This window comes from Citrobacter sp. RHBSTW-00887, from assembly GCF_013728095.1.
GTDB lineage: Bacteria > Pseudomonadota > Gammaproteobacteria > Enterobacterales > Enterobacteriaceae > Citrobacter > Citrobacter braakii.
Genome location: NZ_CP056267.1, coordinates 4,025,780 through 4,051,248, shown reverse-complemented (window position 1 = coordinate 4,051,248; position 25,469 = coordinate 4,025,780). Strand labels below are relative to the sequence as shown.

Annotated in this window: 26 protein-coding genes and 1 pseudogene; 16 read left to right on the top strand and 11 right to left on the bottom strand. The window is 50.4% G+C overall.

The window, feature by feature from the left end:
* The first annotated feature begins 81 nt into the window (after positions 1 to 81).
* Positions 82 to 1,005 (top strand): IS5-like element IS903B family transposase, encoded by a 924-nt coding sequence (locus HV314_RS19395; protein ID WP_001118619.1) that lies wholly within the window; start codon positions 82 to 84, stop codon positions 1,003 to 1,005.
* A 25-nt stretch (positions 1,006 to 1,030) separates the two neighbouring features.
* Here the strand turns inward: HV314_RS19395 and HV314_RS19390 are convergent, their stop codons facing one another.
* The 5 genes from HV314_RS19390 to hemB form a co-directional block, all read right to left on the bottom strand.
* The gene (locus HV314_RS19390; RefSeq protein ID WP_181548132.1) at positions 1,031 to 1,201 is read right to left on the bottom strand and encodes a hypothetical protein; all 171 of its coding nucleotides are present in this window, start codon (positions 1,199 to 1,201) and stop codon (positions 1,031 to 1,033) included.
* Complete coding sequence (locus HV314_RS19385) at positions 1,201 to 1,830, bottom strand: acetyltransferase (RefSeq protein WP_047357665.1); 630 nt, start codon at positions 1,828 to 1,830, stop codon at positions 1,201 to 1,203. Before HV314_RS19385 ends, HV314_RS19390 begins: the two co-directional genes overlap by 1 nt.
* Positions 1,769 to 2,965 (bottom strand): glycosyltransferase, encoded by a 1,197-nt coding sequence (locus HV314_RS19380; protein ID WP_016151989.1) that lies wholly within the window; start codon positions 2,963 to 2,965, stop codon positions 1,769 to 1,771. Before HV314_RS19380 ends, HV314_RS19385 begins: the two co-directional genes overlap by 62 nt.
* A 4-nt stretch (positions 2,966 to 2,969) precedes the next feature.
* Positions 2,970 to 3,611 carry a PIG-L deacetylase family protein gene (locus HV314_RS19375; RefSeq protein WP_047357667.1) on the bottom strand — a complete coding sequence of 214 codons (642 nt, stop codon included), beginning with the start codon at positions 3,609 to 3,611 and terminating at the stop codon, positions 2,970 to 2,972.
* A gap of 512 nt (positions 3,612 to 4,123) precedes the next feature.
* Positions 4,124 to 5,098: a porphobilinogen synthase gene (gene hemB, locus HV314_RS19370; protein ID WP_181546477.1), complete on the bottom strand. Its 975-nt coding sequence runs from the start codon at positions 5,096 to 5,098 to the stop codon at positions 4,124 to 4,126.
* A 510-nt stretch (positions 5,099 to 5,608) separates the two neighbouring features.
* Here hemB and ehaB point away from each other — a divergent pair.
* Together ehaB and iprA are read left to right on the top strand one after the other, a co-directional pair.
* Positions 5,609 to 8,533, top strand: a complete 2,925-nt coding sequence (gene ehaB / locus HV314_RS19365; protein WP_181546475.1) for an autotransporter adhesin EhaB — start codon at positions 5,609 to 5,611, stop codon at positions 8,531 to 8,533.
* 90 nt (positions 8,534 to 8,623) lie between these two features.
* Positions 8,624 to 9,247 (top strand): hydrogen peroxide resistance inhibitor IprA, encoded by a 624-nt coding sequence (gene iprA / locus HV314_RS19360; protein WP_181546473.1) that lies wholly within the window; start codon positions 8,624 to 8,626, stop codon positions 9,245 to 9,247.
* Position 9,248: 1 nt separating this feature from the next.
* Here iprA and ampH read toward each other — a convergent pair whose 3' ends face one another.
* Entirely contained in the window at positions 9,249 to 10,406 is a 1,158-nt protein-coding gene (gene ampH, locus HV314_RS19355; RefSeq protein ID WP_016151995.1) for a D-alanyl-D-alanine-carboxypeptidase/endopeptidase AmpH, read from the bottom strand.
* A 383-nt stretch (positions 10,407 to 10,789) separates the two neighbouring features.
* Here ampH and sbmA point away from each other — a divergent pair, with 383 nt between their 5' ends.
* Together sbmA and HV314_RS19345 are read left to right on the top strand one after the other, a co-directional pair.
* Positions 10,790 to 12,010, top strand: coding sequence for a peptide antibiotic transporter SbmA (gene sbmA, locus HV314_RS19350; protein ID WP_181546471.1), 1,221 nt, complete (start codon positions 10,790 to 10,792; stop codon positions 12,008 to 12,010).
* Between the two features lie 16 nt (positions 12,011 to 12,026).
* Positions 12,027 to 13,130 (top strand): DUF1615 domain-containing protein, encoded by a 1,104-nt coding sequence (locus tag HV314_RS19345; protein WP_137352746.1) that lies wholly within the window; start codon positions 12,027 to 12,029, stop codon positions 13,128 to 13,130.
* Here HV314_RS19345 and HV314_RS19340 read toward each other — a convergent pair.
* Positions 13,115 to 13,438 (bottom strand): DUF2755 family protein, encoded by a 324-nt coding sequence (locus HV314_RS19340; RefSeq protein ID WP_016151998.1) that lies wholly within the window; start codon positions 13,436 to 13,438, stop codon positions 13,115 to 13,117. The two genes, HV314_RS19345 and HV314_RS19340, sit on opposite strands and share 16 nt — an antisense overlap.
* A gap of 264 nt (positions 13,439 to 13,702) precedes the next feature.
* Here HV314_RS19340 and HV314_RS19335 point away from each other — a divergent pair, with 264 nt between their 5' ends.
* Positions 13,703 to 13,924 (top strand): DUF2754 domain-containing protein, encoded by a 222-nt coding sequence (locus tag HV314_RS19335; RefSeq protein WP_016151999.1) that lies wholly within the window; start codon positions 13,703 to 13,705, stop codon positions 13,922 to 13,924.
* A gap of 25 nt (positions 13,925 to 13,949) precedes the next feature.
* On the opposite strand, the gene ddlA is transcribed toward HV314_RS19335, so the two are convergent.
* Positions 13,950 to 15,044 (bottom strand): D-alanine--D-alanine ligase, encoded by a 1,095-nt coding sequence (ddlA, locus tag HV314_RS19330; RefSeq protein ID WP_181546470.1) that lies wholly within the window; start codon positions 15,042 to 15,044, stop codon positions 13,950 to 13,952.
* A 301-nt stretch (positions 15,045 to 15,345) separates the two neighbouring features.
* On the opposite strand from ddlA, the pseudogene HV314_RS19325 reads away from it, so the two are divergent.
* Positions 15,346 to 16,167 (top strand): annotated as a pseudogene (locus HV314_RS19325) (MFS transporter); the annotation flags it as partial.
* A gap of 139 nt (positions 16,168 to 16,306) precedes the next feature.
* Here HV314_RS19325 and HV314_RS19320 read toward each other — a convergent pair.
* Complete coding sequence (locus tag HV314_RS19320; protein WP_000019441.1) at positions 16,307 to 17,287, bottom strand: IS5-like element ISKpn26 family transposase; 981 nt, start codon at positions 17,285 to 17,287, stop codon at positions 16,307 to 16,309.
* A 127-nt stretch (positions 17,288 to 17,414) separates the two neighbouring features.
* On the opposite strand from HV314_RS19320, the gene HV314_RS19315 reads away from it, so the two are divergent.
* From HV314_RS19315 to adrA, 4 genes are all read left to right on the top strand, one after another.
* The gene (locus HV314_RS19315) at positions 17,415 to 17,657 is read left to right on the top strand and encodes a sigma-S stabilization anti-adapter protein IraP (RefSeq protein ID WP_016152002.1); all 243 of its coding nucleotides are present in this window, start codon (positions 17,415 to 17,417) and stop codon (positions 17,655 to 17,657) included.
* A gap of 104 nt (positions 17,658 to 17,761) precedes the next feature.
* The gene (gene phoA, locus HV314_RS19310) at positions 17,762 to 19,177 is read left to right on the top strand and encodes an alkaline phosphatase (protein WP_019076143.1); all 1,416 of its coding nucleotides are present in this window, start codon (positions 17,762 to 17,764) and stop codon (positions 19,175 to 19,177) included.
* A 97-nt stretch (positions 19,178 to 19,274) separates the two neighbouring features.
* Positions 19,275 to 19,595, top strand: coding sequence for a phosphate starvation-inducible protein PsiF (psiF, locus tag HV314_RS19305; protein WP_003830956.1), 321 nt, complete (start codon positions 19,275 to 19,277; stop codon positions 19,593 to 19,595).
* 91 nt (positions 19,596 to 19,686) lie between these two features.
* Positions 19,687 to 20,802, top strand: coding sequence for a diguanylate cyclase AdrA (gene adrA, locus HV314_RS19300; protein ID WP_181548116.1), 1,116 nt, complete (start codon positions 19,687 to 19,689; stop codon positions 20,800 to 20,802).
* Between the two features lie 17 nt (positions 20,803 to 20,819).
* Here adrA and proC read toward each other — a convergent pair whose 3' ends face one another.
* Positions 20,820 to 21,629 (bottom strand): pyrroline-5-carboxylate reductase, encoded by an 810-nt coding sequence (gene proC, locus HV314_RS19295; protein WP_016152005.1) that lies wholly within the window; start codon positions 21,627 to 21,629, stop codon positions 20,820 to 20,822.
* Between the two features lie 148 nt (positions 21,630 to 21,777).
* Here proC and HV314_RS19290 point away from each other — a divergent pair, with 148 nt between their 5' ends.
* The 5 genes from HV314_RS19290 (at position 21,778) to ppnP (ending at position 24,463) form a co-directional block, all read left to right on the top strand.
* On the top strand, positions 21,778 to 22,233 hold the full coding sequence (locus HV314_RS19290; protein WP_016155837.1) for a YaiI/YqxD family protein: 456 nt from the start codon (positions 21,778 to 21,780) through the stop codon (positions 22,231 to 22,233).
* 185 nt (positions 22,234 to 22,418) lie between these two features.
* The gene (gene aroL, locus HV314_RS19285; RefSeq protein WP_181546466.1) at positions 22,419 to 22,964 is read left to right on the top strand and encodes a shikimate kinase AroL; all 546 of its coding nucleotides are present in this window, start codon (positions 22,419 to 22,421) and stop codon (positions 22,962 to 22,964) included.
* 26 nt (positions 22,965 to 22,990) lie between these two features.
* Positions 22,991 to 23,182, top strand: a complete 192-nt coding sequence (yaiA, locus tag HV314_RS19280) for a protein YaiA (protein ID WP_016155839.1) — start codon at positions 22,991 to 22,993, stop codon at positions 23,180 to 23,182.
* A gap of 247 nt (positions 23,183 to 23,429) precedes the next feature.
* Positions 23,430 to 24,107: an AroM family protein gene (locus HV314_RS19275; RefSeq protein WP_016155840.1), complete on the top strand. Its 678-nt coding sequence runs from the start codon at positions 23,430 to 23,432 to the stop codon at positions 24,105 to 24,107.
* 71 nt (positions 24,108 to 24,178) lie between these two features.
* On the top strand, positions 24,179 to 24,463 hold the full coding sequence (ppnP, locus tag HV314_RS19270) for a pyrimidine/purine nucleoside phosphorylase (RefSeq protein ID WP_016152010.1): 285 nt from the start codon (positions 24,179 to 24,181) through the stop codon (positions 24,461 to 24,463).
* 50 nt (positions 24,464 to 24,513) lie between these two features.
* On the opposite strand, the gene rdgC is transcribed toward ppnP, so the two are convergent.
* Positions 24,514 to 25,425 (bottom strand): recombination-associated protein RdgC, encoded by a 912-nt coding sequence (rdgC, locus tag HV314_RS19265; RefSeq protein ID WP_003021479.1) that lies wholly within the window; start codon positions 25,423 to 25,425, stop codon positions 24,514 to 24,516.
* Between the last annotated feature and the right edge of the window lie 44 nt (positions 25,426 to 25,469).

The following is a 25,469-nucleotide window of genomic DNA, read 5'->3' as shown; positions in this document are numbered from 1 at the left end:
CCAGGGCTTTGTTGAATAAATCGAACTTTTGCTGAGTTGAAGGATCAGATCACGTATCTTCCCGACAACGCAGACCGTTCCGTGGCAAAGCAAAAGTTCAAAATCACCAACTGGCCCACCTACAATAAAGCCCTCATCAACCGTGGCTCCATAACTTTCTGGCTGGATGATGAAGCTATTCAGGCCTGGTATGAGTCAGCAACACCTTCTTCACGAGGCAGACCTCAGCGCTATTCTGACCTTGCCATCACGACTGTGCTGGTCATTAAACGCGTATTCAGGCTGACCCTGCGCGCTGCGCAGGGCTTTATTGATTCCATTTTTTCTCTGATGAACGTTCCGCTACGCTGCCCGGATTACAGCTGTGTCAGCAGGCGGGCAAAGTCGGTTAATGTCAGTTTCAAAACGCCCACCCGGGGTGAAATCGCACACCTGGTAATTGATTCCACCGGGCTGAAGGTCTTCGGTGAAGGCGAGTGGAAAGTCAAAAAGCATGGCCAGGAACGCCGCCGTATCTGGCGTAAGCTGCATCTCGCCGTTGACAGTAAAACACATGAAATCATCTGCGCTGACCTGTCGCTGAACAACGTTACGGACTCAGAGGCCTTCCCCGGGTTAATCCGGCAAACCCACCGGAAAATCAGGTCAGCCGCCGCCGATGGCGCTTACGATACCCGGCTATGTCACGATGAACTGCGGCGTAAGAAAATCAGCGCGCTTATCCCTCCCCGAAAAGGTGCGGGTTACTGGCCCGGTGAATATGCAGACCGTAACCGTGCAGTGGCTAATCAGCGAATGACCGGGAGTAATGCGCGGTGGAAATGGACAACAGATTACAACCGTCGCTCGATAGCGGAAACGGCGATGTACCGGGTAAAACAGCTGTTCGGGGGTTCACTGACACTGCGTGACTACGATGGTCAGGTTGCAGAGGCTATGGCCCTGGTACGAGCGCTGAACAAAATGACGAAAGCAGGTATGCCTGAAAGCGTGCGTATTGCCTGAAAACACAACCCGCTACGGGGGAGACTTACCCGAAATCTGATTTATTCAACAAAGCCTCGCTGAACATGACGTTACGGGTGCCATGCCCTGCCGAATAATCAGTAAAGTCGTATCCGGCTGTCAGCTTCAGGTCGGTTGCTTCAGCCGGGAGAGAAGCCGTGCTGAGTATCAACGATACAAATAAAGTCCTTTTCATTATTCTTCACCTACGAGACAGGAGATCTCTTGTTTGAGGATATATTTACCTTTTGGCAGGTTTTGCTCGATGGTTATCCGTGGGCCAATTGTGCTTTCAGCTGCGATATATCGGCCTGGTAAAATAATGACCTGAACACCAAGCCGCGCACCGGGACCGATATAACACCCTAATTTTTCGCAGCCTGTATCAATGTCTTCATCGTCCAGCCTGACATGCACGGTTTTACCATCGAGGCGATGATTGCTGGTTCTTACCTGCGCGCCCAGGTAAGCGCCTTTGCCAATAACCGAGTCAGAAATAAAGCATTGGGGACCGATGGTGGTCGTCGATTCCAATACTGCGTTTTTGATTTCGGTGCCATAGCCAATACGTACTTGATTGCCAATTAAGCAACCCGGTCGAATAAAGGCGTAATTACCAATAATGCAATCGGCCCCAATTACGACAGGCCCCTGAATAACTGCACCATGACAAATTTTACTGCCAGCACCGATCGTCACCGCTCCCGCGCTTTCATCAATAACAACGCCAGGTGCAATGGATACTGACTTATTATTCTGTTCGCTAAGCTTTAGATAGTTCTTCACCACCGCGGGTAGCTGTGGGGGGGTTATTGTTTGGCGCATCCACCACCGCGGTATAGCGTGTGGGTTTGTCACGTAGGGGTTCACGTCCAGTAAAAAAGGCAATAAGTCCATATACAATCCAAATTAAATAAGCCAGAAGTACGTAAAAAACAGAAAAAGGCGCAAGGAAAATAAGTTTCCAGCATCGGTGATACCAGGCACTAAATGCTCCAATTGAGCAAACCACTCCAACCCAAATAATGGGAAATAAGGAAAGCACAATCGCATGTGGGCCGATAGTGAGCGTGATGTGCTGCCATGTAATGAGATAGATTGCTACGCCATACAACACGACCAGCACCATTGGGAGTATGCTGAAGATGCCGAATCTGCTGAGGATGAGTGATTTATGCAGACGCATGCAAACGGCATAGCCCACGATCCAGCGCCGCCATCGTTTCCATTCATCGCCCAAGGTATTGCACTCCTGAGGATAAACAATGCAGCGGTTTGCCTGACGGATACAATAACCATTCGCGACCAGGGTCCAGGTTAAATCGAGATCCTCCACCTTGGTACGATCGGAAAAACCAAATTTGCGCAGCACATCAGTACGAAACATGCCGCAGGCTCCGCTAATAATAAAAGGCGCACCGCCGAGCAACTGCTGTAATGTCCGCTTCATGACGATCATCGGAAGTTTTACCGTTGCACGGATATGTGGCAGCAATCCAGCACCAGGCAGATGTGTTGAGGGGATTCCACCAACGGCATCGGCGCCATTTTCTATTTCTGCTAACATGAATCCCATACCGTCACCATCAGGAGGGACATAGGTGTCAGCATCGCTTAAAAAAACCTGCTCACAGGTAGCATAGTTTAATCCATTCATTAAGGCGCCACCTTTCCCGGTATTCTTTTGCGTCACGGTAATCAGGCGTTCTCCCCATTTTTCTTTCACCTTATGCATAATGATTTCGGTATCATCAGTGGAACCATCGTTTACACATATGACTCGATGAAAATAGGGATTTAATAACAAGTTTTCCAGCGATTGTGCCAGGCAAGGACCTTCGTTATAGGCCGGAATAATAGCGTCAATACTGTCGTTACGTAAACTAGGTTTTCGTTTTAAGGTTGTGAGGAACCAAAGTAATATACATAGGCTCATCATAATAAAAAATATTGTTTTCATATAATTAGAGAATCATTTTGTGAACAACAAAACCTTCAGATAATTCACATCCGGCCTGTTGCCCTCGGAATTGAGCTACGGTACGCAGACGTTCTGTACGCATATAATCACGTTGCTGCTGGCTTTGGTGAAATGAAAGCGCACGAAGTTTTTGAATGAAACAGTTTTCACTGACCTTTTCAAAAACTTGGGGAACAAACGTCAGCCAGGTACTGGGGGTTTCATAACCGAGAACCTGGGGAATATTTCGGCAGGCAACGATAGAAGCCTTATGTACCGCGCGATGATCCTGATGCCGGTCAGAATCATGCATAGTATAAGTTCGCACGATGTTGATTTGTGCGGGAATGTGATTTGTGATGACGTCTTCAAGTGATTTGATCATCGTATCAACAAAGTACGGTGTGCGTGTGTCCTCAAAATGAAAATGAAAAATCTGATGGCAGCCTAATGATGTTAATGCCGATTGAGATTCTGCGTGTCGGTCGGCTTTTAAAACGCACCCTTCAGCCCCTGCGGTCATGACGACGGCAGTAACGTGATAGCCTTCTTTTATTAAGCGGGATAACGAGGCACCACATCCGAGTTCAATATCGTCCGGATGGGCACCGATTGCTAATATCCCTTTTTGGTATGATGTAACCATGAGCAAATCCTTCACTTTTCTATGAGAGTGTTATTTGGGTGTTCAATGAATATAAACACAATATCTGTTTTGCAGATATTTAAAGCTCTTGTTGGAAAGACGGGATGGATTAGTGTTTGTCGTAATAAAGATATTACAATGTGTAATTTGATTAGTCAAAAAATAATATTTATTGAAAGTTAGGATGTTTTTTCTTAATCAATAAGAAAAATGAATGCATTAATTTTTTTTACTGGTTTTATTTTTCTGAGTGATTGGTTTTTTATAATTAGATGATGAAGTTATTAAATTGTACTGTAACTATACCTTCAAATAGAAGAATGGAATACATATGTCATTTTAGTATTCATTTACGAATAATTGATATTGATTGTAATGATGAACTTCAGAGGGGATATTACTTTCAGAATGAATCATAAACAGCAAGACGCTGAGCGCTGGTACTCGTTAGAATCTTTAGGCTGGCGATAACAGGCCGGATGGTTTACGCCACCCGGCATGGCACAATAAAGTTAGCGCAGGATTTTTTTCTCAGCCAGATCCAGTGCGAAGTAGCTGAAGATCAGATCCGCGCCAGCGCGTTTGATCGAGCCTAAGCTTTCCAGCACCACTTTCTCTTCATCTATGGCACCCGCGAGGGCTGCAAACTTGATCATCGCGTATTCACCGCTGACCTGATAAGCGCCAATCGGCAGCTCGGTGCGCTCGCGGATATCGCGCAGAATATCGAGGTATGCGCCAGCCGGTTTGACCATGAGGCAGTCTGCGCCCTGGGCTTCATCCAGCAGCGATTCGCGGATCGCTTCCCGACGGTTCATCGGGTTCATCTGATAGGTTTTACGATCGCCCTTCAGCGCGGTACCTGCGGCTTCACGGAATGGGCCATAGAAAGAAGAGGCAAATTTGGTGGAGTAGGACATGATCGCGGTATCGGTAAAGCCCGCGGCATCCAGCGCCTGGCGAATCGCCTGCACCTGGCCGTCCATTGCGGCGGAAGGGGCGATGAAATCTGCGCCCGCAGCGGCGGCAACGACCGCCTGTTTGCCGAGATTGGCAAGGGTTAAATCGTTATCAACGCCGTGCTCGCATAATACGCCGCAGTGACCGTGCGAGGTGTATTCACAGAAGCAGGTGTCGGACATGACGATCATCTCCGGTACGGTCTGCTTACAGATACGCGACATGCGCGCCACCAGACCGTCTTCTTTCCAGGCATCGCTGCCGGTGTCATCGGTGTGATGAGAAATGCCGAATGTCATGACCGAGCGGATGCCTGCATTAGCAATGCGTTCAATTTCGCGCGCCAGATGCTTCTCTGGAATGCGCATCACGCCGGGCATGGCCTCGATAGCTTTGTAATCGTCGAGTTCTTCTTCAACAAAGATCGGCAACACCAGGTCATTTAAGCTGAGTATTGTCTCTTCAAACATTGCGCGCAGCGCAGGTGATTTGCGCAGGCGGCGAGGGCGTTGGATTAGGTCTGTCATGGTATGCCTGATGTTTGTGGAATCGAAGGCCGTAGTATACCCGAACCTGAGGGTGGGTGGTTTACGAAAGTTGGCGTTATATCTGGATTTTCCATCGTGGAAGGCTGAATCATTAGAGCAATTTATTCACATTTATGGCAAGTTATTTATATTCATTATTTTGCTTGTTTCTATTTTTATTATTTTAAATATCGATGCGTTTATTTGTGTAGGGCTGGTGATAATTCCTCTTTATTTATTGTTTATTTGTTTGGGTGTGTGGTGAGTTATTTGTTAATTATATGGTTTAGAGATGTGTTGTGCGGTATTTCATTGAAAGAATGAGTTTTTTTGTTTTTTGTGTCAGATGTGAGGATATTCGTAGTGTTGTCCGGTTTCGGACGACTAGCAAAGAATAATTGAACCTTTACTTTGTGAAACCGCATAATCGTCCCCGCGAAACATAAAATGTTTTCTTTGCATTGATAATTGATGGATCAACTATATTACGTCCCTGAGGAGGGATGACAAATGCACACTTGGAAAAAGAAACTAGTAGTCTCACAATTAGCATTAGCCTGTACTTTGGCAATCACTTCTCAGGCGAATGCTTCTACTGATATTTCTGGAACCACATACACAACGTTCACCCATTATAATGACGCATCACATGTTGATGACGTTTACTTCGATGGATATGTCGGTTGGAACAATTACGGCACTGATAGTATTTATAATGGTGATATTTATCCGGTAATCAATAACGCTACTGTCAACGGCGTTATTTCTACTTATTATCTGGATGATGGACTGTCAACTAACGGCAATTATAACAGCCTGACGATTAAAAACAGTACCATTCACGGAATGGTGACATCCGAATGTATGACCACGGATTGTACTAACCGTACGGGTACCGACTATTACTACGACCGTCTGGCAATGAACGTCATCAACTCCACTATCGATGACAACTACGAACATTATACCTACAACGGTACCTATAATGACGTGGCTGATACGCACGTTGTCGACGTTTATAACCTGGGTACGGCTATCACTCTGGATCAAGAAGTTGATCTGTCTATCACCAACAACTCTCACGTTGCGGGTATTACCCTGACTCAAGGTTATGAGTGGGAAGATATTGACGATAATACCGTCATCACCGGCGTAAACAGCGGCGAAGTGTTTAACAACACTATCGCTGTTACCGACTCTACCCTGACCTCTGGTTCCTGGTCTGATGAAGGAAGATCCGGCTGGTTTGGTAACACCAGCAATGCGAGCGACTACAACGGTAACGGTTGGAACGCGAATGATATCGCATTGGCGGTTATTGCTAATCCCAATGCAGATAACGCGATGCAGACCACCGCCACGTTTGATAACGCTACGCTGATGGGCGATGTGCTGTTCTCCAGCAACTTTGATGAGAACTTCTTCCCGAACGGCGCTGATACTTACCGCGATACCGATGCCGATCTGGATACCAACGGCTGGGATGGTACTGACCGTCTGGATCTGACCCTGAACCACGGCAGCAAGTGGGTTGGTGCGGCAATGTCCGTCCATCAGGTTGACGTTGATGGTGATGGCGTTTACGAAAGCTATGCTGAGGGCACTGAAGCCACTCCTACGCTGATTGATATCGCTGCCAACAGCCTGTGGCCTTCTTCAACCTACGGTATCGATAGCAACACATCCTCTTATGACGAAAATGGTCATGTGGTTGGCAATACCGTTTATCAGAGCGGTCTGTTCAACGTGACGCTGAACGGCGCTTCCCAGTGGGATACTACCAAAACTTCTCTGATTGACACCCTGAGCATCAACAGCGGTTCCGTTGTCAACGTGGGCGATTCTGCGCTGGTTTCTGACTCCATCTCTCTGACCGGTGCTTCCGCACTGAACATCAATGAAGATGGTCGTGTTGCGACTAATACGCTGTCTATTGACAACAGTACCGTAACGATTGCTGATGATGTCTCTGCTGGCTGGAATGTGCTTAATGCCGCGCTGTATGCCAATACCATTAACGTCACCAACAACGGCGTTCTGGATGTGGGCAACAGCACCGGTAACGCGCTGCAGGTTGATACCCTGAATCTGACCAGCTACACCGACGCTTACAACCATGTTAATGCGGGTGTTTTCGACATCAACAGCGCTAACTATGTGTTGAATGCTGACCTGACCAACGATCGTACTAACGATACGCGCCAGGCTAACTACGGTTATGGCGTGATCGCGATGAACTCTGATGGTCATCTGACTATCAACGGTAACGGTGATTCCGACACCTCAGGCGATCAGTCTGAAGTTGATAACTACGGTGATCACGTAGCAGCGGCAACCGGTAACTATAAAGTTCGCATCGATAACGCCACTGGCGCAGGTTCTGTTACCGATTACAAGGGTAACGAGCTGATCTACGTTAACGACAAGAACAGCACCGCAACCTTCTCTGCAGCCAACAAAGCAGACCTGGGTGCTTACACCTATCAGGCTCAGCAGCAGGGTAACACCGTTGTTCTGCAGCAGATGGAGCTGACCGACTACGCGAACATGGCGCTGAGTATTCCGTCTGCCAACACCAATATCTGGAACCTGGAGCAAGACACCATTGGTACTCGTCTGACTAACGCGCGTCATGGTCTGGTAGATAACGGTGGTGCATGGGTGAGCTACTTCGGCGGCAGCTTCGATGCGGATAACGGCAACATTAACTATGATCAGGATGTTAACGGCATCATGGTCGGTGTTGATTCCAAAATCGATGGTAACAACGCTAAGTGGATTGTCGGTGCTGCGGCAGGCTTCGCGAAAGGTGACATGAGTGATCGTACCGGTCAGGTAGATCAGGATAGCCAGACTGCCTATATCTACTCTTCTGCTCGTTTTGCGAACAACATCTTTGTTGACAGTAACTTAAGCTACTCCCACTTCAACAACGATCTGTCTGCCAGCATGAGCAACGGTCAGTATGTTGATGGCAGCACCTCTTCTGATGCCTGGGGCTTTGGCTTGAAACTGGGTTATGACCTGAAGCTGGGTGACGCAGGTTACGTAACCCCTTACGGTAGCGTATCCGGTCTGTTCCAGTCTGGTGATGACTATAAGCTGAGCAACGACATGAAAGTTGACGGTCAGTCTTATGACAGCATGCGTTATGAACTTGGTGTAGATGCGGGTTATACCTTCGCCTACAGCGATGACCAGGCGCTGACCCCGTACTTCAAACTGGCCTACGTTTACGACGACTCTAACAACGATTCTGATGTAAACGGTGATTCTATCGACAACGGCGTAGAAGGTTCTGCGGTACGCGTTGGGCTGGGTACTCAGTTCAGCTTCACCAAGAACTTCAGCGCGTACACCGATGCTAATTACCTCGGTGGCGGTGATGTCGATCAAGACTGGTCTGCAAACGTTGGTGTTAAATATACCTGGTAACAACTTTCTTGCAGAGAAATAAAAGGTAATTTTATTTAGAAATAATGCCCGTCACGGATTTGACGGGCATTTCTTGCAAGGAATACGCACATGCTATCTTCAAATAAACCTCTTCTTGAGTTTGGTAAGCTTGATAAATGTTTAGCGAAATATGGTAAACACTTTGAGTGTGATAACGACAAAGAAATAATTTTTTCCAGCGATATTAATAGTGACGATACTTTTGTTATTTTAAGTGGTGTTGTTTCCCTGCGTAGAGGAGAAAGCGTGCTGGTCGGGATTGCACAGGCGCCTTTTATTATGGGCCTTTCTGATGGCGTGATAAAAACAGATGTACAATACAGATTAATAACCGAAAGTAATTGTACGGGATACCACCTGCCTGCTTCGCAAACGATAAATATAATTGAACAATGCCAGCTTTGGCGTGAAGCCTTTTGCTGGTTAGCATGGCAAAATTCCATGTTTGAGTTGCGCGATCTGCAGCTGATCGGCAATAACTCCTACGTTCAGATCCGCGCGACGCTGATATCCATGATGAAATGGGACGACGTACTGCGTTCGCGTATCGGCGTCATGAACTATATTCACCAACGCACGCGAATTTCACGCTCAGTTGTCGCTGAGGTTCTCGCGGCATTGCGTAAAGGTGGTTACATTGAAATGAATAAAGGCAAACTGGTGAGCATTAACCGTTTGCCTTTTGAGTATTAAGTCAGGATGCAGGAATAACCTGCGGTTTGTTCCCGCTCAGCTCTGCAACCAGATCGTTGATACCGTCGCTCATATTGGTAAAGCGGGTTAGCGGAGAGCGGGTCACCACGATAAATGCCCCGACGTTTTGCTGTGGGATCATCGCCATATAGGTAATGAAGCCGCCGCCGCCACCGGTTTTTTGAATAATTCCTGGTCGCCCATTCTTCGGCGCCATATAGACCCAGCCCAAACCCAGCGCATCGGCTCTACCCGGAACATCCATCCCTATCACTTTGGTTAACTGCGTACGCTGATAAATCAGCGTCTGCATACGGTCGGCCTGCTGGCTACGATGGTAAAAATCAGATGAGAGATACTGCTGCATCCAGCGCATCATATCGCCGGGCGTTGAATAAACACCGCCGCTGCCCATTGCCGCCAGGGTATTGTTGCAAGGACTGGCGCCTTTTTCCGCGACCATCAGGCGTCTGCATTGATCGGGGGATGGGGTAAAGGTGGTGTCTTTCATCCCCAGCGGGCGGGTGATTTTTTCTTCAAACAGCTGTGGATAAGGCTTTCCGGATGCGGTTCCCAGCGCATCGGCCAGCAGGTCAAACGCCAGGTTGGAATAAGAAGCCTGCGAACCCGGTGCGGCTTTAAGCGTGGCGGTTGAGAGATAGCTCCAGCGCTGTTCACGGGTTGGCCAGACAAACACCGGGCGCTTCGCCGCGCCGCCAGGCTGTTCGCGCGGCAGCGCGCTGGTATGCGTCGCCAGATTCACCAGCGTAATCGGCGTGCCCTGATAAGTCGGCACGCGCGCGCCAGGCGGCGCATATTTGCTCAATGGATCGTTGAGTTTAACCGTACCCTGATCGAGTAATTTCACCAGCATTTCGCTGGTCATTAATTTAGTAATAGAGGCAATTCGAATAACGGAATCCAGCTGCGGATGAACGTTATTGCCAGGGCGTGTTTCGCCGAAGCTGCGAAATACGCGCTGGTTGCCATCAATCACCACGAGCGCCATCCCCGTAGCACCGCTGCCGTAAAATATATGGTCGGCATAACGATCGACGATATCAGAGGCGAAGACCGGATCGGTTATAGGCTGTGCCGCCTGGACAGATGTCAATGACGCCGCACACAGCGCGGCAGAAAAAAGCAGACTACGTTTCAACGGTGGTGTCCATGAGTTAGAGAAAGTGAAAAAGGATGTCGTGCGTATGCGTATTTATACTACTCATCGGCGTATTGCAAAGCGCTTATCAGCCAATGATAGTGTGAAAAACGTAACGATGAGTAAACGCGAGCGTTTCCCGGATTACGGATGTTCGCTTTTGTGATCTCACGCTGTGATAATCTGCACTTGCTGGAACGTTGTCGAGTGTGAAAATCACAGAAACAATTCTTCATACCCGGGTGCGAACTAAGTGCCGCGGTTTTGGTCACACTTGTCGGTTTCAGCTTGTGTTTTTGGGCGTGAGCCGTCTGGCCGCCGCACTCCACGGTGGCAAATACACAGCAGTCGTCATAACGATAAGAAGTTAGCAGGAGAGCACTATGTTTAAGTCTTTTTTCCCAAAGCCGGGGCCGTTCTTTATTTCGGCATTTATTTGGGCACTGGTCGCCGTTGTATTCTGGCAAGGAGGTGGGGGAGCCTGGGTTGCACATATTACCGGCGCGTCGGGAGACGTACCGATTAGCGCGGCCCGATTCTGGTCACTGGATTACCTGATTTTTTATGCGTATTACATTCTTTGTGTTGGGGTGTTCGCGCTGTTCTGGTTTATCTACAGCCCGCACCGCTGGCAGTACTGGTCCATACTGGGCACGTCGCTGATTATTTTCGTGACCTGGTTTCTGGTTGAAGTTGGCGTCGCCGTCAACGCCTGGTATGCGCCATTCTATGATCTGATTCAGTCCGCGTTGAGTGCGCCGCATAAGGTGAAGATTGAGCAGTTCTATCATGAAGTAGGCATCTTTCTTGGCATTGCGCTGATTGCCGTGGTCATTGGGGTGATGAACAACTTCTTCGTTAGCCACTATGTATTCCGCTGGCGTACCGCAATGAACGAACACTATATGGCGCACTGGCAGCATCTGCGTCATATCGAAGGCGCGGCGCAGCGTGTGCAGGAAGATACCATGCGTTTTGCCTCCACGCTTGAAGATATGGGGGTCAGCTTTATCAATGCGATTATGACGCTGATTGCCTTCTTACCTGTACTGGTCACACTCTCAGCCCATGTGCCGGACCTGCCAATTATTGGACATGTTCCTTATGGGCTGGTGATTGCCGCGATTGTCTGGTCGTTGATGGGAACCGGCTTGCTGGCGGTAGTCGGCATCAAACTTCCGGGGCTGGAGTTTAAAAACCAGCGCGTGGAAGCGGCCTACCGTAAAGAACTGGTTTACGGCGAAGATGACGCTAATCGTGCGACCCCGCCGACGGTGCGTGAACTGTTCCATGCGGTGCGCCAGAACTATTTCCGCCTCTATTTTCACTATATGTACTTCAATATCGCCCGTATTCTATACCTGCAGGTTGATAACGTTTTCGGCTTGTTCCTGCTGTTTCCGTCGATTGTTGCCGGTACGATTACGCTCGGCCTGATGACACAAATCACCAACGTGTTTGGCCAGGTGCGCGGCTCGTTCCAGTATTTGATTAACTCCTGGACAACGTTAGTCGAACTGATGTCTATTTATAAGCGTCTGCGCAGCTTTGAACGTGAGCTTGATGGCCAGGATATTCAGGAAGTTACCCATACGCTTAGTTAATAAAAAAGGAGATGTTATGTCGACGGTTTCCCGTCTTTACCCCTTGTCCGGTCTGGCCGCTCTGGTGCTGGTGGGATGTAGTAGCCAACCCGCGCAGCCGCTAAAAAAAGGGGAGAAAGCCGTCGATGTGGCGAGCGTGGTGCGCCAGAAAATGCCCGCCAGCGTGAAAAACCGGGACGCATGGGCGCAGGATTTAGCGAAGACGTTTGAAAGCCAGAAGCTGGCGCCGACGGTTGAAAATATCTGTTCGGTGCTAGCGGTTGCGCAACAGGAGTCAAACTATCAGGCGGATCCGGCCGTTCCAAACTTAAGTAAAATCGCCTGGAAAGAGATCGACCGGCGCGCCGAGCGTATGCATATCCCGCAGTTTGTGGTGCATACCGCACTGAAGATTAACTCGCCAACGGGGAAAAGCTACAGCGAGCGTCTGGATACGGTGAAAACGGAAAAACAGCTTAGCGCCATTTTTGATGATTTTATCAATATGGCCCCGATGGGGCAGACGCTGTTTGGTTCGCTTAATCCGGTACATACCGGTGGGCCAATGCAGGTCAGTATCGCGTTTGCCGAGCAGCACGCCGACGGGTATCCGTGGAAAATGGCGGGAACAGTACGTCAGGAAGTGTTCAGCCGCCGCGGTGGGCTGTGGTTCGGTACGTATCATCTGCTTAACTACCCGGCGAATTACAGCGCGCCAATCTTCCGTTTCGCCGATTTCAATGCGGGATGGTATGCCAGCCGCAATGCAGCTTTCCAGAATGCGGTCAGTAAAGCCAGCGGAGTGAAGCTGGCGATGGATGGTGACTTGATTCTCTACGGCAGCAGCGAGCCGGGCAAAACCGAGCTGGCGGTACGTAAACTGGCCGGGAAGCTGGGGATGAGCGAGAGTGAGATCCACCGCCAACTGCAAAAAGGTGACAGTCTGGCTTTTGAAGATACCGCGCTGTACGAGAAGGTCTATAAGCTGGCGGAAGCGAAGAGCGGGAAAGCGCTACCCCGTGAAATGCTGCCAGGCATTCAGCTGGAAAGCCCGAAGATTACACGTAATCTGACCACCGCGTGGTTTGCGAAACGGGTGGACGATCGTCGGGCGAAATGTATGGGTCAGTCATCATTATGATGACGGCGGCGCCAGCGCACGAATGCCGCGATGGCGCCAAGAATCAGACTTCCGGCAAGGAAAGGGACCAGCCCAAAAAGGGTACCGACGCCTAAGCCAATTTCAACTCGTGGGCGTCCTGTCTCTTGCATTTGCAACTGCATCAGCTGTTCATAGATGCCGGGAGCGTGGGCCAACAGATTTAAAACCTGCGCGCCTGCCCAAAAGCAAAACAGCACAAATACGGCATACGCAATGTTGCCGGGCAGGGAGGAGGTATCCCGATGCTTGCCCTTAAACAGGGATTTTGAGAGCGTAAAATCAGCCATAAAGACCTCCGGAAATAACCTGCTTTTTTTGACGTGATGCCTGGAACTGACAGTGAGTCTGACAGGTGATCGGCAATGTCAATATCAGAATGATGGTAATTTCAGGTAGAGATTATTCCTGGATCTCGGTTTTTTGCTGGTTGTCACAATTATGTAACCTTAAGTGAAATCAAGTTACATTTCAGAAATTCCGCACAGGCCACAGACGTCTATGAGGAAATGTGCGAGGATGTGCTATCACGTTGTATTTCCACCGGAGCCGTTATGAACCTGCCTGTTAAAATCCGCCGAGACTGGCATTACTATGCCTTCGCTATTGGGCTTATCTTTATTCTGAACGGTGTGGTGGGCTTACTGGGTTTTGAAGCGCAGGGATGGCAGACCTATGCGGTGGGGTTGGTAACGTGGGTGATTAGCTTTTGGCTGTCCGGATTAATTATCCGTCGCCGCGTGGAAGATGAAGAAGAAGCAAAGGATGCCCAATAGCTCTCGATCAGGCATCCAGGCGGGTTTACATACTGGTTTTCAACGCGCTATCCGCCGCATGACGTTCCAGCGCCAGTTCGATCAGGCGAGTGATCAAATCGGTATAGCCTAAGCCGCTCGCCTGCCACAGTTTTGGATACATGCTGATGTTGGTAAAGCCCGGCAGCGTGTTGATCTCATTGATCACAACATCGTTCTCTGCGGTTAAGAAAACGTCCACGCGCGCCATACCGGCGCAGCCCAGCGTCTGATAAGCCTGAATAGCAATGTCGCGGATCTTATCGTTAACTTCCGGTGCGATCGCTGCCGGAACAACCACTTTGGCACCGTTATCGTCAATGTATTTGGTGTCGTAAGCGTAAAAATCACTGTTCAGCACGATCTCGCCACAGGTACTGGCCTGCGGTTGATCGTTGCCCAGCACCGCGCATTCGATCTCGCGGCCCTTAATCCCTTGTTCCACCACGACTTTATGGTCGAATTCAAATGCCAGCGCGACGGCCTGATTGTATTGCGCTTCGCTGGTCACTTTACTGACGCCAACGGACGAGCCCTGGTTGGCTGGTTTCACAAACAGCGGCAGGCCAAGGCGGGATTCCACCTCGGCAAAGCTGATGCGGTTGCGATTGGCGCGAGTGAGCGTAATAAATGGCGCGATGTTTAATCCGGCATCGCGCAGTAGACGTTTGGTCACGTCTTTATCCATACAGGCCGCAGAACCCAGGACATCAGAACCGACGAACGGCAGATTCGCCACGCGCAGCATACCCTGCAGAGAGCCATCTTCACCCAACGTGCCGTGTACGATCGGGAAAATAACATCGACCGTTGGCAGTGGCTGACCGTTATGCGCATCGATCAACTGGTGCTCTTGTTTACCCGGGACCTGAGCCAGGCTGGTCGCGGAAGGACGCAGCGCAATATGCGCTGGATCATCTGAATTGAGCAGATAGTTACTGGCATCGCTAATGTGCCATTGCCCTTGCTTATCAATACCTAACAGCACAACGTCAAAGCGAGTCTTGTCGATGGCATCGACAATATTTTTTGCCGATTGCAATGACACTTCATGTTCCGCTGATTTACCACCAAATACGATTCCTACCCGCAACTTTGCCATCTTAAAAACCCATTCCATGAATGCAAAGCACATACATTACCACGACAAAACGCAGGTTTCCTCGGCTTCTGGCAGATTGTTTTGGTGGGCAACAGAGGAACAGATAAGCGCAAACGCGCAGAACGGACGCGGAGCATAAACCCCTGCTGATATTGTGGGGTTGATGTGAGGTATATCACAAATATGATGAGCGGGAAGATAAAGTCCTAAACTGTGATATATCGCACCTGTGGACCCTTATTTGGCTAAGTAATTTGTTAAGCTACTCACAGTTTTCAGCTACTTATCGCTATGAGTCCCTATGGAATCCTGGAGAGTCAACCTCATTTCCGTATGGTTCGGTTGCTTTTTCACCGGCCTGGCAATCAGCCAAATCTTACCTTTTTTACCGCTCTATATCTCCCAACTGGGGGTGAGTTCCCATGAAGCACTCTCAATGTGGTCCGGCTTAACGTTTAGCGTCACCTTCCTGATTTCAGCCATTGTCTCTCCGATGTGGGGGAGTTTAGCCGACCGTAAAGGACGCAAGCTGATGCTGCTGCGGGCCTCTTTGGGTATGGCGATTGCGATTTTACTGCAGGCCTTTGCCACTAACGTCTGGCAGCTTTTTCTGCTGCGTGGGGTCATGGGGTTAACGTCTGGCTATATTCCCAATGCGATGGCGCTGGTAGCCTCACAGGTTCCGCGCGAACGCAGCGGGTGGGCGCTGAGTACGCTCTCGACGGCGCAAATTAGCGGCGTTATTGGCGGGCCGCTGATGGGGGGCTTTATTGCCGACCACGTTGGCTTACGGGCGGTATTCTGTATTACCGCGGCTTTGCTGGTAGTGAGTTTTCTGGTCACGCTGTTCTTTATCAAAGAAGGTGTGCGCCCGACAATCAAAAAAAGCGAACGCCTGAGCGGGAAGGCCGTCTTTGCCTCGCTGCCTTATCCGGCGCTGGTGATCAGCCTGTTTTTTACTACGATGGTGATCCAGTTATGTAACGGCTCAATTGGGCCGATTCTGGCGCTGTTTATTAAATCAATGGTCCCAGACAGTTCTAATATTGCTTTTCTCAGCGGGCTGATTGCTTCGGTTCCGGGCATCTCGGCGCTGATTTCTGCGCCCCGGCTAGGGAAGGTGCGAATAAGCAGGTCATTTCTTCCCAAGCTGACTCGCTGATTAAAATTTCGCGGATCTGGGCCGATTTTTTTCCCGCAAACACATCGAATCAGCCTATTTAGGCTATTTTTTCCACCATTTCTGGCGTTATTTCCGGTTTTTACTGAGATCTCTCCCACTGACGTATCATTTGGTCCACCCGAAACAGGTTGGCCAGGGTGAATAACATCGCCAGTTGGTTATCGTTTTTCAGCAGCCCCTTGTATCTGGCTTTCACGAAGCCGAACTGCCGCTTGATGATGCGAAACGGGTGCTCCACCTTGGCACGGATGCTGGCTTTCATGTATTCGATGTTGATGGCCGTTTTGTTCTTGCGCGGATGCTGCTTCAAGGTTTTTACCTTGCCGGGACGCTCGGCGATCAGCCAGTCCACATCCACCTCGGCCAGCTCCTCGCGCTGTGGCGCTCCTTGGTAGCCGGCATCGGCTGAGACAAATTGCTCCTCTCCATGAAGCAGATTACCCAGCTGATTGAGGTCATGCTCGTTGGCCGCGGTGGTGACTAGGCTGTGGGTCAGGCCACTCTTGGCATCGACACCAATGTGGGCCTTCATGCCAAAGTGCCACTGATTGCCTTTCTTGGTCTGATGCATCTCCGGATCGCGTTGCTGCTCTTTGTTCTTGGTAGAGCTGGGTGCCTCAATGATGGTGGCATCCACCAAAGTGCCTTGGGTCATCATGACGCCTGCTTCGGCCAGCCAGCGATTGATGGTCTTGAACAATTGACGGGCCAGTTGATGCTGCTCGAGCAGGTGGCGGAAATTCATGATGGTGGTGCGATCCGGCAGGGCGCTATCCAGGGATAATCGGGCAAACAGGCGCATGGAGGCGATTTCGTACAGGGCATCTTCCATGGCACCGTCGCTCAGGTTGTACCAATGCTGCATGCAGTGAATACGCAGCATGGTCTCCAGCGGATAGGGCCGTCGGCCATTGCCCGCCTTGGGATAAAACGGCTCGATGACAGCGGTCATATTCTGCCATGGCAGAATCTGCTCCATGCGGGAGAGGAAAATCTCTTTTCGGGTCTGACGGCGCTTAGTGCTGAATTCACTATCGGCGAAGGTGAGTTGATGGCTCATGATGTCCCTCTGGGATGCGCTCCGGATGAATATGATGATCTCATATCAGGAACTTGTTCGCACCTTCCCTAGGCAGTTGTGAGTCTTAATGATAACGTGGCCTATATTTGGTTAAGGGAATACGTAAATGAAAAATCTCGTTACTGAGTTGTTACTTAAGCTCGCCCAAAAAGAAGAAGAGTCGCAAGAACTGACGGCGCAGGTTGAAACGCTGGAGCAGGTAATCATCGAAATGCTGCGCAATATGACGTGTAACGATCGGCAAATATTTATTCGCCAAATTGAGGGGGCTTTGGCTGGAGAAGGCCGTATGCCTGCGTTTCTGACCAACGTTCATAACGCTGGCGAGAGTGTGCCAAAAGCGTTTTGAGTAATCCGTGGTGCGTCATCCACAAATTATCATAAAAGTGTCACATCAAATACTTATAGTCGCTTTGTTTTAATTTTACCGTATTTATACATGGAGAAAATAAAGTGAAACAAAGCGCACTCGCTATTGCCCTGTTACCTTTGCTGTTTACCCCGGTTATTAATGCAGAAACCTCTGCCATCGCGGTTATGGATAATCGTGCCGCTCAGGGTGATATCACCACGCCGGGCGGCGCCCGCCGATTGTCTGCCGATCAAACGGCGGCTCTGCGCGAATCTCTGAGCGATAAACCGGCCAAAAATATTATTTTATTGATTGGCGATGGGATGGGTGACTCAGAAATAACGGCCGCGCGAAATTATGCCGAAGGCGCAGGCGGCTTTTTTAAAGGGATTGATGCTTTACCGTTGACCGGACAATACACGCACTATGCGTTGGATAAGAAAACGGGTAAACCCGATTATGTGACGGATTCTGCGGCATCCGCGACGGCGTGGACCACCGGTGTGAAAACCTATAATGGCGCGCTGGGCGTTGATATTCATGAAAAAGATCACGCCACAATTCTTGAAATGGCAAAAGCGGCGGGGCTGGCAACGGGCAACGTTTCTACCGCTGAATTGCAGGATGCTACCCCGGCGGCGCTGGTTGCCCATGTGACTTCGCGTAAGTGCTATGGCCCAGGCGTGACACGTGAAAAATGTCCAACCAATGCGCTGGAAAAAGGCGGTAAAGGGTCAATCACCGAACAATTACTGAATGCCCGGGCTGACGTTACGCTGGGCGGCGGGGCCAAAACGTTTGCGGAAACCGCTGCGGCAGGCGAGTGGCAGGGTAAAACGTTGCGTGAACAAGCCCTGGCCCGTGGTTATCAGATGGTGAGTGATACCGCGACGCTGGCGGCGATTACCGAAGCTAATCAGGATAAACCGCTGCTGGGCCTGTTCTCTGACGGCAATATGCCCGTGCGCTGGGAAGGTCCGAAAGCGTCTTATCATGGCAATCTGGATAAGCCGGTTGTGACCTGTACGCCAAATCCAAAGCGTGACGACAGCGTGCCAACGCTGGCGCAGATGACGGATAAAGCGATTGAGCTGTTAAGCAAAAATGAGAAAGGCTTCTTCCTGCAAGTGGAAGGGGCGTCAATCGATAAACAGGACCATGCCGCCAACCCGTGCGGACAGATTGGTGAAACGGTCGATCTGGACGAAGCGGTACAGCGCGCGCTTGCCTTTGCGAAGAAAGATGGCAACACCCTGGTGGTGGTAACCGCTGACCACGCACATGCCAGCCAGATTGTCGCGCCGGATACCAAAGCACCAGGCCTGACCCAGGCGCTGAATACCAAAGATGGCGCGGTCATGGTCATCAGCTACGGCAACTCTGAAGAGGAATCTCAGGAGCACACCGGCAGCCAGCTGCGAATTGCAGCCTATGGCCCGCATGCGGCGAATGTGGTCGGTCTGACCGATCAAACCGACCTGTTTTACACCATGAAAGCGGCGTTAGGACTGAAATAACCCGACACCCGGCGGCAATACTTTTGCCGGCGGGTGGTATTTTTATCGTTAGCAGCCAAACTTACCTGTGTGTTGTCGTTCAGAAAAGAAGGATGCTATGAAAATTACATTATTAATGACGCTGCTTTTTGGTCTGATTTTTTTAACTACCGTCGGTGCTGCCGAGAAGACTTTAACCCCGCAACAACAGCGTATGACCACCTGCAATCAGCAGGCAACGGCGCAGACCTTAAAAGGGGATGCGCGTAAGACATATATGAGTGATTGCCTGAAAAACAGTAAATCTGCGCCGGAGGAAAAGAGCCTGACGCCGCAGCAGCAAAAAATGCGTGAATGTAACGTTAAGGCGACGGAGCAGTCTCTGAAAGGTGATGATCGTAATAAATTTATGAGCGCTTGCCTGAAGAAATCTGCGTAGCACTTACGGGTGAGCAGGTAAAATCGCTCACCCGAAATATCATACTTCCGCCACCAGACCCCTTCCTATAATTTGGGAAATTTGTTTCAGAATATTCCCAAATACAATGAATGATGAAAACTTTTATCAAAAGAAGGTCGTCCCGAATGAAGCATTTTTATCGCTTCATCAAAATGACCACCAACGTTCCGGTCTGCGATTCGCCCGACGAATCAGGCTGCCGCGAGCGGTGGGATTGGGGGGAATGTTTTTCCCTATCGCGTCGGTATTAGTTGCTCAGCCCATTACCGGTGGCTGGTGGCTATTACTGGTGGGATGGGCGTTTGTCTGGCCGCATTTGGCCTGGCAGTTGGCCAGCAAAGCCGACGATCCTCTGCATAGCGAATTTACCAACTTAAAAGCCGATGCCATTCTTGCCGGTATGTGGATAGGGATTATGGGCGTAAACCTGTTGCCATCCACGGCGCTGCTGATGATTATCTGCATCAACCTGATGGGCGCAGGCGGGATGCGAATATTCATCGCAGGCGCCGTTTTGATGATGGTTTCATGCCTGGTGACGTTACAGTTAACCGATATCTCCGTCACTTTTAGCAGTACTCAACTTAGCGTGCTATTGACGCTGCCGGTGCTGGTGATTTATCCGCTGCTGTTTGCCTGGGTCAGCTACCAGACGGTCATCAAGCTGGCGGAACATAAACGCCGTTTACAGGTGATGAGTACGCGAGATGGCATGACTGGGGTGTACAACCGCCGCCATTGGGAACTGTTACTGCGTAATGAATTTGATAATTGCCGCCGCTACCAGCGTGACGCCACGTTACTTATTATCGATATCGACCATTTTAAGAGCATCAATGATACCTGGGGTCATGACGTTGGGGACCAGGCGATTGTCGCGCTGACCCGCCAGTTGCAGATGACCTTACGCGGTAGCGACGTGATCGGGCGCTTTGGCGGTGATGAGTTTGCGGTGATTATGTGCGGCACGCCGGCAACCAGCGCGATTGCGGCGATGTCTCGCGTTCACGAACGACTTGGCCAACTGCGTTTATCCTGCGCGCCGCAGGTTGCTCTGCGGATCAGCGTGGGCGTTGCGCCGCTGACCGCAGAAACCGAGCATTATCGAGAATGGTTAAAGTCGGCGGATATGGCGCTCTACAAAGCAAAGAATTCCGGACGTAACCGCACTGAGGCGGCGGCCTGACGTCCGGCGGTGTTAACTCAGGAGCGGCTGAGTTTTTCCGACTGCTCCATGCACTTAATCATCGCTTCAATCACTGATGAACGGAAACCACGTTCTTCCAGGACGCGTACCGCTTCAATGGTGGTTCCGCCAGGCGAGCACACCATATCCTTCAGTTCTCCGGGATGTTTACCCGTATCCAGCACCATCTTTGCCGACCCCATTACTGCCTGCGCCGCGAATTTATAAGCTTGCGCGCGAGGCATGCCACCCTGCACGGCGGCGTCCGCCATCGCTTCAATAAACATAAACACATAGGCCGGTGCTGAACCACTGACGCCAACGACCGGATGAATCATTGCCTCCGCAATGACTTCCGCTTCGCCAAAGCAGCGGAAGATATTCAGCACGTCGGCCGTGTCTTCTGGCGTGACTAAGGCGTTCGGTGTGACGGAGGTCATTCCGGCATTCACCAGTGACGGCGTGTTTGGCATCGCGCGAATGATTTTACGGTCATGGCCCAGCGCGCGGGCGAGCTGATCGAGGGTGACGCCAGCGGCAATCGAGACGACCAGGGAGTCTTTGTTCAGGCTGGAGGTAATTTCGCTCAGCACTTTAATCATTATGCCTGGTTTTACGGCCCCAAAAACAATGTCAGCGATTTGCGCGACCTCTTGCGCAGACTGCGCCGCATTAATACCGTACTGGTCGTGCAATGCAGCGACTTTATCGGGGGAAGGGGTGTAGACCCAGATTTGTCCGGGGAGAACCTGGCCGCTGGCGATCATGCCGCCAAGTATCGCTTTGCCCATATTACCGCAGCCGATAAAACCGATTTTCTTGTCCATTTTGTCACTCCCTATGCGTGATATTCATTGTTTTACCTGGGAAAGCTAAGCTTAGCGCGGATTGAATATGTGCAGAAGGATAAACAGCACTTTGCCTGCAAGTAAAAGCACGCGACAATGTGCAACTGCACATCAGTGGGGAGAAATTATGACAATATGGGTGGATGCCGATGCGTGTCCGAATGTGATTAAAGATATTTTGTACCGCGCTTCTGAGCGCATGCAGATGCCGCTTATTTTGGTAGCCAACCAAAGTTTGCGCGTCCCGTCTTCGCGGTTTATCCGCACATTACGTGTTCCCGCCGGGTTTGACGTGGCGGATAACGAGATTGTACGTCAGTGTAGTGCCGGTGATTTAGTGATAACAGCGGATATCCCGCTGGCGGCGGAAGTCATTGAAAAAGGTGCGGCGGCGCTTAATCCGCGCGGTGAACGTTATACCGAAGCCACGATCCGTGAGCGTCTGATGATGCGTGATTTTATGGATACGCTACGCGCCAGCGGTATTCAGACCGGCGGGCCGGACAGCCTTTCACCACGAGACAGGCAGCATTTTGCTGCTGAGCTTGATAAGTGGTGGCTGGAAGTACAGCGTAGAAAATAAAGCGTGTAATTTATTATTTACACTTTATTCATGGTGAATTCTTGTTATAGTAGGGGTTAATAGGTACAGCTACCCTATATGTAATTTTTTCTTTACGTTTTGGCGATGTACTAGTTTGGTGATATGATTATATCTTTAACCGCATCAGATCCCGCTCGCTCGCGGCTCCCTGGGGAATTTCTGTAATGACGCAACCTCTTTATCTTGTCGGCCCCCGGGGGTGTGGTAAGACAACTACCGGTATGGCGCTGGCGAAGGCTATCGATTTCCAGTTTGTCGATACCGATCGCTGGTTGCAATCGCACGTGCAGATGACCGTGGCGGAGATTGTCGAAAGGGAAGGATGGGAAGGGTTTCGTGCCCAGGAGACGAGCGCTCTGCAGGCCGTCACGGCCCCGGCAACGGTTGTTGCGACCGGCGGCGGTATCATTCTTACCGAATTTAATCGTCATTACATGCGCAGCCACGGCGTGGTTATCTATTTAAGCGCACCGGTATCAGTACTGGTTGATCGTCTGGAGGCCGCGCCTGAAGAGGGATTGCGCCCAACCTTAACCGGTAAGCCGTTGACTGAAGAGGTGCAGGAAGTGCTCGCTCAGCGCGATGTTCTGTACCGTGAAGCTGCGCACTACATCGTTGATGCCACCCATAAACCTGCGCAGGTGGTGGAAGACATTCTTGAGATACTGGCGCAGGCAGCGCCACGGTTACAGGGCGGTGTCTATACTTAATGTTCATCCAGTAAAAAGGAAGAACTATGCCGACAAAACCACCTTACCCACGTCAAGCGAACATTGTTACGGTTGAAAAGGGGACGCCAGGCCAGACGGTAACCTGGTATCAACTTCGAGCCGATCACCCTAAACCGAATACGTTGATCAGTGAGCATCCTTCTGCGCAGGAAGCCATGGATGCCAAAAAACGCTACGAAGACCCCGATAAAACCTGATATTAAGCACCGTCCTGGCACGAGTCTGAAAAGTGCCACGACGGGCGTTCATCACATTTTCTTAAATTTCGCCGTATACCGTTAAAATTGAAAATTAAGCAATAACAATCCAGTACCGGAATGATTGGGAATCTTTACACAATACACCGTCGATCAGCTGCTACGCTTTTGAGCATTTGTAGCGCAGGTCAGCGCCCGGCACTTGCCCGGGATTTCACAGCAAAGTAAGAAGATGGTGGAGCAACAAATGAGTGCGTCGTTGGCTATCCTCACGATTGGCGTGGTGCCGATGTGTGAGGTGTTACCGCTCCTGACGGAATATATCGATGAACAGCACATTACTCACCACAGTCTGCTTGGACAGATGCGGCGAGAAGATGTGATGGCTGAGTACGGCGTTTCGCCCGGTGACGAGCCTTTATTAACGCTGCTCAGCGACCACCAACTTGCGCATGTCTCACGCCAGAAGGTTGAGCGCTCGCTGCAAAGTATCGTGGAGGTGCTGGATAACCAGGGCTTTGACGTGATCCTGCTGATGAGTACCGCCTCAATCGCTCGCCTGACCGCCCGCAATAGCATTCTGCTGGAGCCGTTGCGTATTATCCCCCCGCTGGTGGCCTCGATTGTCGATGGGCATCAGGTCGGGGTTATTGTCCCCGTCACCGAATTGCTCAAAGCCCAGACGCAAAAATGGCAGGTGTTACAAACTCCACCAGTGTATGCCGTGGCGAATCCGATCGAAGGTACCGAACAACAATTGATTGATGCCGGGAAAGAACTGCTGGAGCAAGGCGCGGATGTGATCATGCTGGATTGTCTGGGGTTCAATCAACGCCATCGCGATTTACTGCAAAAATCGCTGGATGTCCCGGTTCTTCTGTCTAATGTGTTGATTGCCCGACTGGCTTCGGAGCTGTTGGCGTAATTTTGCGTGACAGGTGGAACGTCAGCCCCCTATATTGGTTCTCAACTTAATCACGAGATGGGGCCAGTTGTATGCTTCAAAGTAATGAATACTTTTCCGGCAAAGTAAAATCGATCGGTTTTACCAGCAGCAGTACTGGCCGCGCCAGTGTTGGCGTGATGGCTGAAGGCGAATATACCTTTAGTACTGCGGCGCCTGAAGAGATGACTGTCGTTAGCGGCGCACTGAACGTGCTGCTGCCGGGGGAAACTGAGTGGAAGGTGTATGCCGCAGGGGACGTGTTCAACGTACCGGGCAACAGTGAGTTTCATCTGCAGGTGGCAGAGCCAACATCCTATCTTTGCCGCTATCTGTAAGCATAGAAATGACGAATGGCGACATTATGCCGCCATTCGGTAAGTACGGCTTAACGTTGCGCTTCGCCGCCTAATCCTTCCACCAGACTTTTAATCAGCGCCGCCAGTTCACCCGTCATCAGGATGAAATCGGCATCAAAACGCTGAGCATAATCTTCGCGGTCAATATCTTCGTTCTGATCGCGCAGCTCGTCGCTAAACTTCAAACGCTTAATAGAGCCGTCGTCACACATCACGAACTGAATGCGCTGCTGCCAGTCAAGGGCCAGCTTGGTGACCAGTTTGCCCGCTTCGATATGCACGGCGATTTCGTCGCAGACCAGATCCTGCTTTTTCGCGCGGATCACGCCGCCGTCTTCAAGGATCGCTTTTAGTTCGGCTTCATCCAGTAACTGGAATCCCTGTGCCGTTGTACCGGAACGAACCCATTCGGTCAGCGTCAGCTCAATGGGGTTTTCCATCGTCAGCGGAACGACCGGCAGCGAACCGAGACTCTTACGCAGAAGCGCCAGCGTATCTTCGGCTTTCTTCGCACTCGCGCAATCAACCATGATCAGATCGTTGACGGTATCGATCCACATCATCGTCTGGCTGAAACGGCTAAAGGCGCGCGGCAGCAATGAGTGCAGAACTTCATCTTTCAGCGAGTCTTTTTCGGTCTTCTTGAGTTTGCGACCTTGCTCAGCTTCCAGTTTGAAAATTTTGGCTTCCAGCGCCTGTTTGATAACCGGCGACGGCAGAATTTTTTCTTCTTTGCGGGCGCAGATAATAATTTGGCCATTGGCGGTATGCGTTAATGCATCGCTGTGCGATCCCATCGGCGGAACCCAGCCCATTTTTGCCATATCCTGGCTACCGCAAGGGGTGAACGTCATTGATGCCAGCTGTTTTTCCATCTCTTCGGCACGCAAAGAAACATCGCGGCTAAGACGGTAAACCATTAAATTTTTGAACCACAGCATGATAATTTCCACGGCCTTGTCGTTAAATCCAGCGGGCATGATAG

Bases quoted from the DNA above. Each gene is read 5' to 3' on its own strand.
- HV314_RS19390 (WP_181548132.1), bottom strand. From the start codon at position 1,201: ATGAAAAGGACTTTATTTGTATCGTTGATACTCAGCACGGCTTCTCTC.
- HV314_RS19385 (WP_047357665.1), bottom strand. From the start codon at position 1,830: ATGCGCCAAACAATAACCCCCCCACAGCTACCCGCGGTGGTGAAGAAC.
- HV314_RS19380 (WP_016151989.1), bottom strand. From the start codon at position 2,965: ATGAAAACAATATTTTTTATTATGATGAGCCTATGTATATTACTTTGG.
- HV314_RS19375 (WP_047357667.1), bottom strand. From the start codon at position 3,611: ATGGTTACATCATACCAAAAAGGGATATTAGCAATCGGTGCCCATCCG.
- hemB (WP_181546477.1), bottom strand. From the start codon at position 5,098: ATGACAGACCTAATCCAACGCCCTCGCCGCCTGCGCAAATCACCTGCG.
- ehaB (WP_181546475.1), top strand. From the start codon at position 5,609: ATGCACACTTGGAAAAAGAAACTAGTAGTCTCACAATTAGCATTAGCC.
- iprA (WP_181546473.1), top strand. From the start codon at position 8,624: ATGCTATCTTCAAATAAACCTCTTCTTGAGTTTGGTAAGCTTGATAAA.
- sbmA (WP_181546471.1), top strand. From the start codon at position 10,790: ATGTTTAAGTCTTTTTTCCCAAAGCCGGGGCCGTTCTTTATTTCGGCA.
- HV314_RS19345 (WP_137352746.1), top strand. From the start codon at position 12,027: ATGTCGACGGTTTCCCGTCTTTACCCCTTGTCCGGTCTGGCCGCTCTG.
- HV314_RS19340 (WP_016151998.1), bottom strand. From the start codon at position 13,438: ATGGCTGATTTTACGCTCTCAAAATCCCTGTTTAAGGGCAAGCATCGG.
- HV314_RS19335 (WP_016151999.1), top strand. From the start codon at position 13,703: ATGAACCTGCCTGTTAAAATCCGCCGAGACTGGCATTACTATGCCTTC.
- ddlA (WP_181546470.1), bottom strand. From the start codon at position 15,044: ATGGCAAAGTTGCGGGTAGGAATCGTATTTGGTGGTAAATCAGCGGAA.
- HV314_RS19320 (WP_000019441.1), bottom strand. From the start codon at position 17,287: ATGAGCCATCAACTCACCTTCGCCGATAGTGAATTCAGCACTAAGCGC.
- HV314_RS19315 (WP_016152002.1), top strand. From the start codon at position 17,415: ATGAAAAATCTCGTTACTGAGTTGTTACTTAAGCTCGCCCAAAAAGAA.
- psiF (WP_003830956.1), top strand. From the start codon at position 19,275: ATGAAAATTACATTATTAATGACGCTGCTTTTTGGTCTGATTTTTTTA.
- proC (WP_016152005.1), bottom strand. From the start codon at position 21,629: ATGGACAAGAAAATCGGTTTTATCGGCTGCGGTAATATGGGCAAAGCG.
- HV314_RS19290 (WP_016155837.1), top strand. From the start codon at position 21,778: ATGACAATATGGGTGGATGCCGATGCGTGTCCGAATGTGATTAAAGAT.
- aroL (WP_181546466.1), top strand. From the start codon at position 22,419: ATGACGCAACCTCTTTATCTTGTCGGCCCCCGGGGGTGTGGTAAGACA.
- yaiA (WP_016155839.1), top strand. From the start codon at position 22,991: ATGCCGACAAAACCACCTTACCCACGTCAAGCGAACATTGTTACGGTT.
- HV314_RS19275 (WP_016155840.1), top strand. From the start codon at position 23,430: ATGAGTGCGTCGTTGGCTATCCTCACGATTGGCGTGGTGCCGATGTGT.
- ppnP (WP_016152010.1), top strand. From the start codon at position 24,179: ATGCTTCAAAGTAATGAATACTTTTCCGGCAAAGTAAAATCGATCGGT.
- rdgC (WP_003021479.1), bottom strand. From the start codon at position 25,425: ATGCTGTGGTTCAAAAATTTAATGGTTTACCGTCTTAGCCGCGATGTT.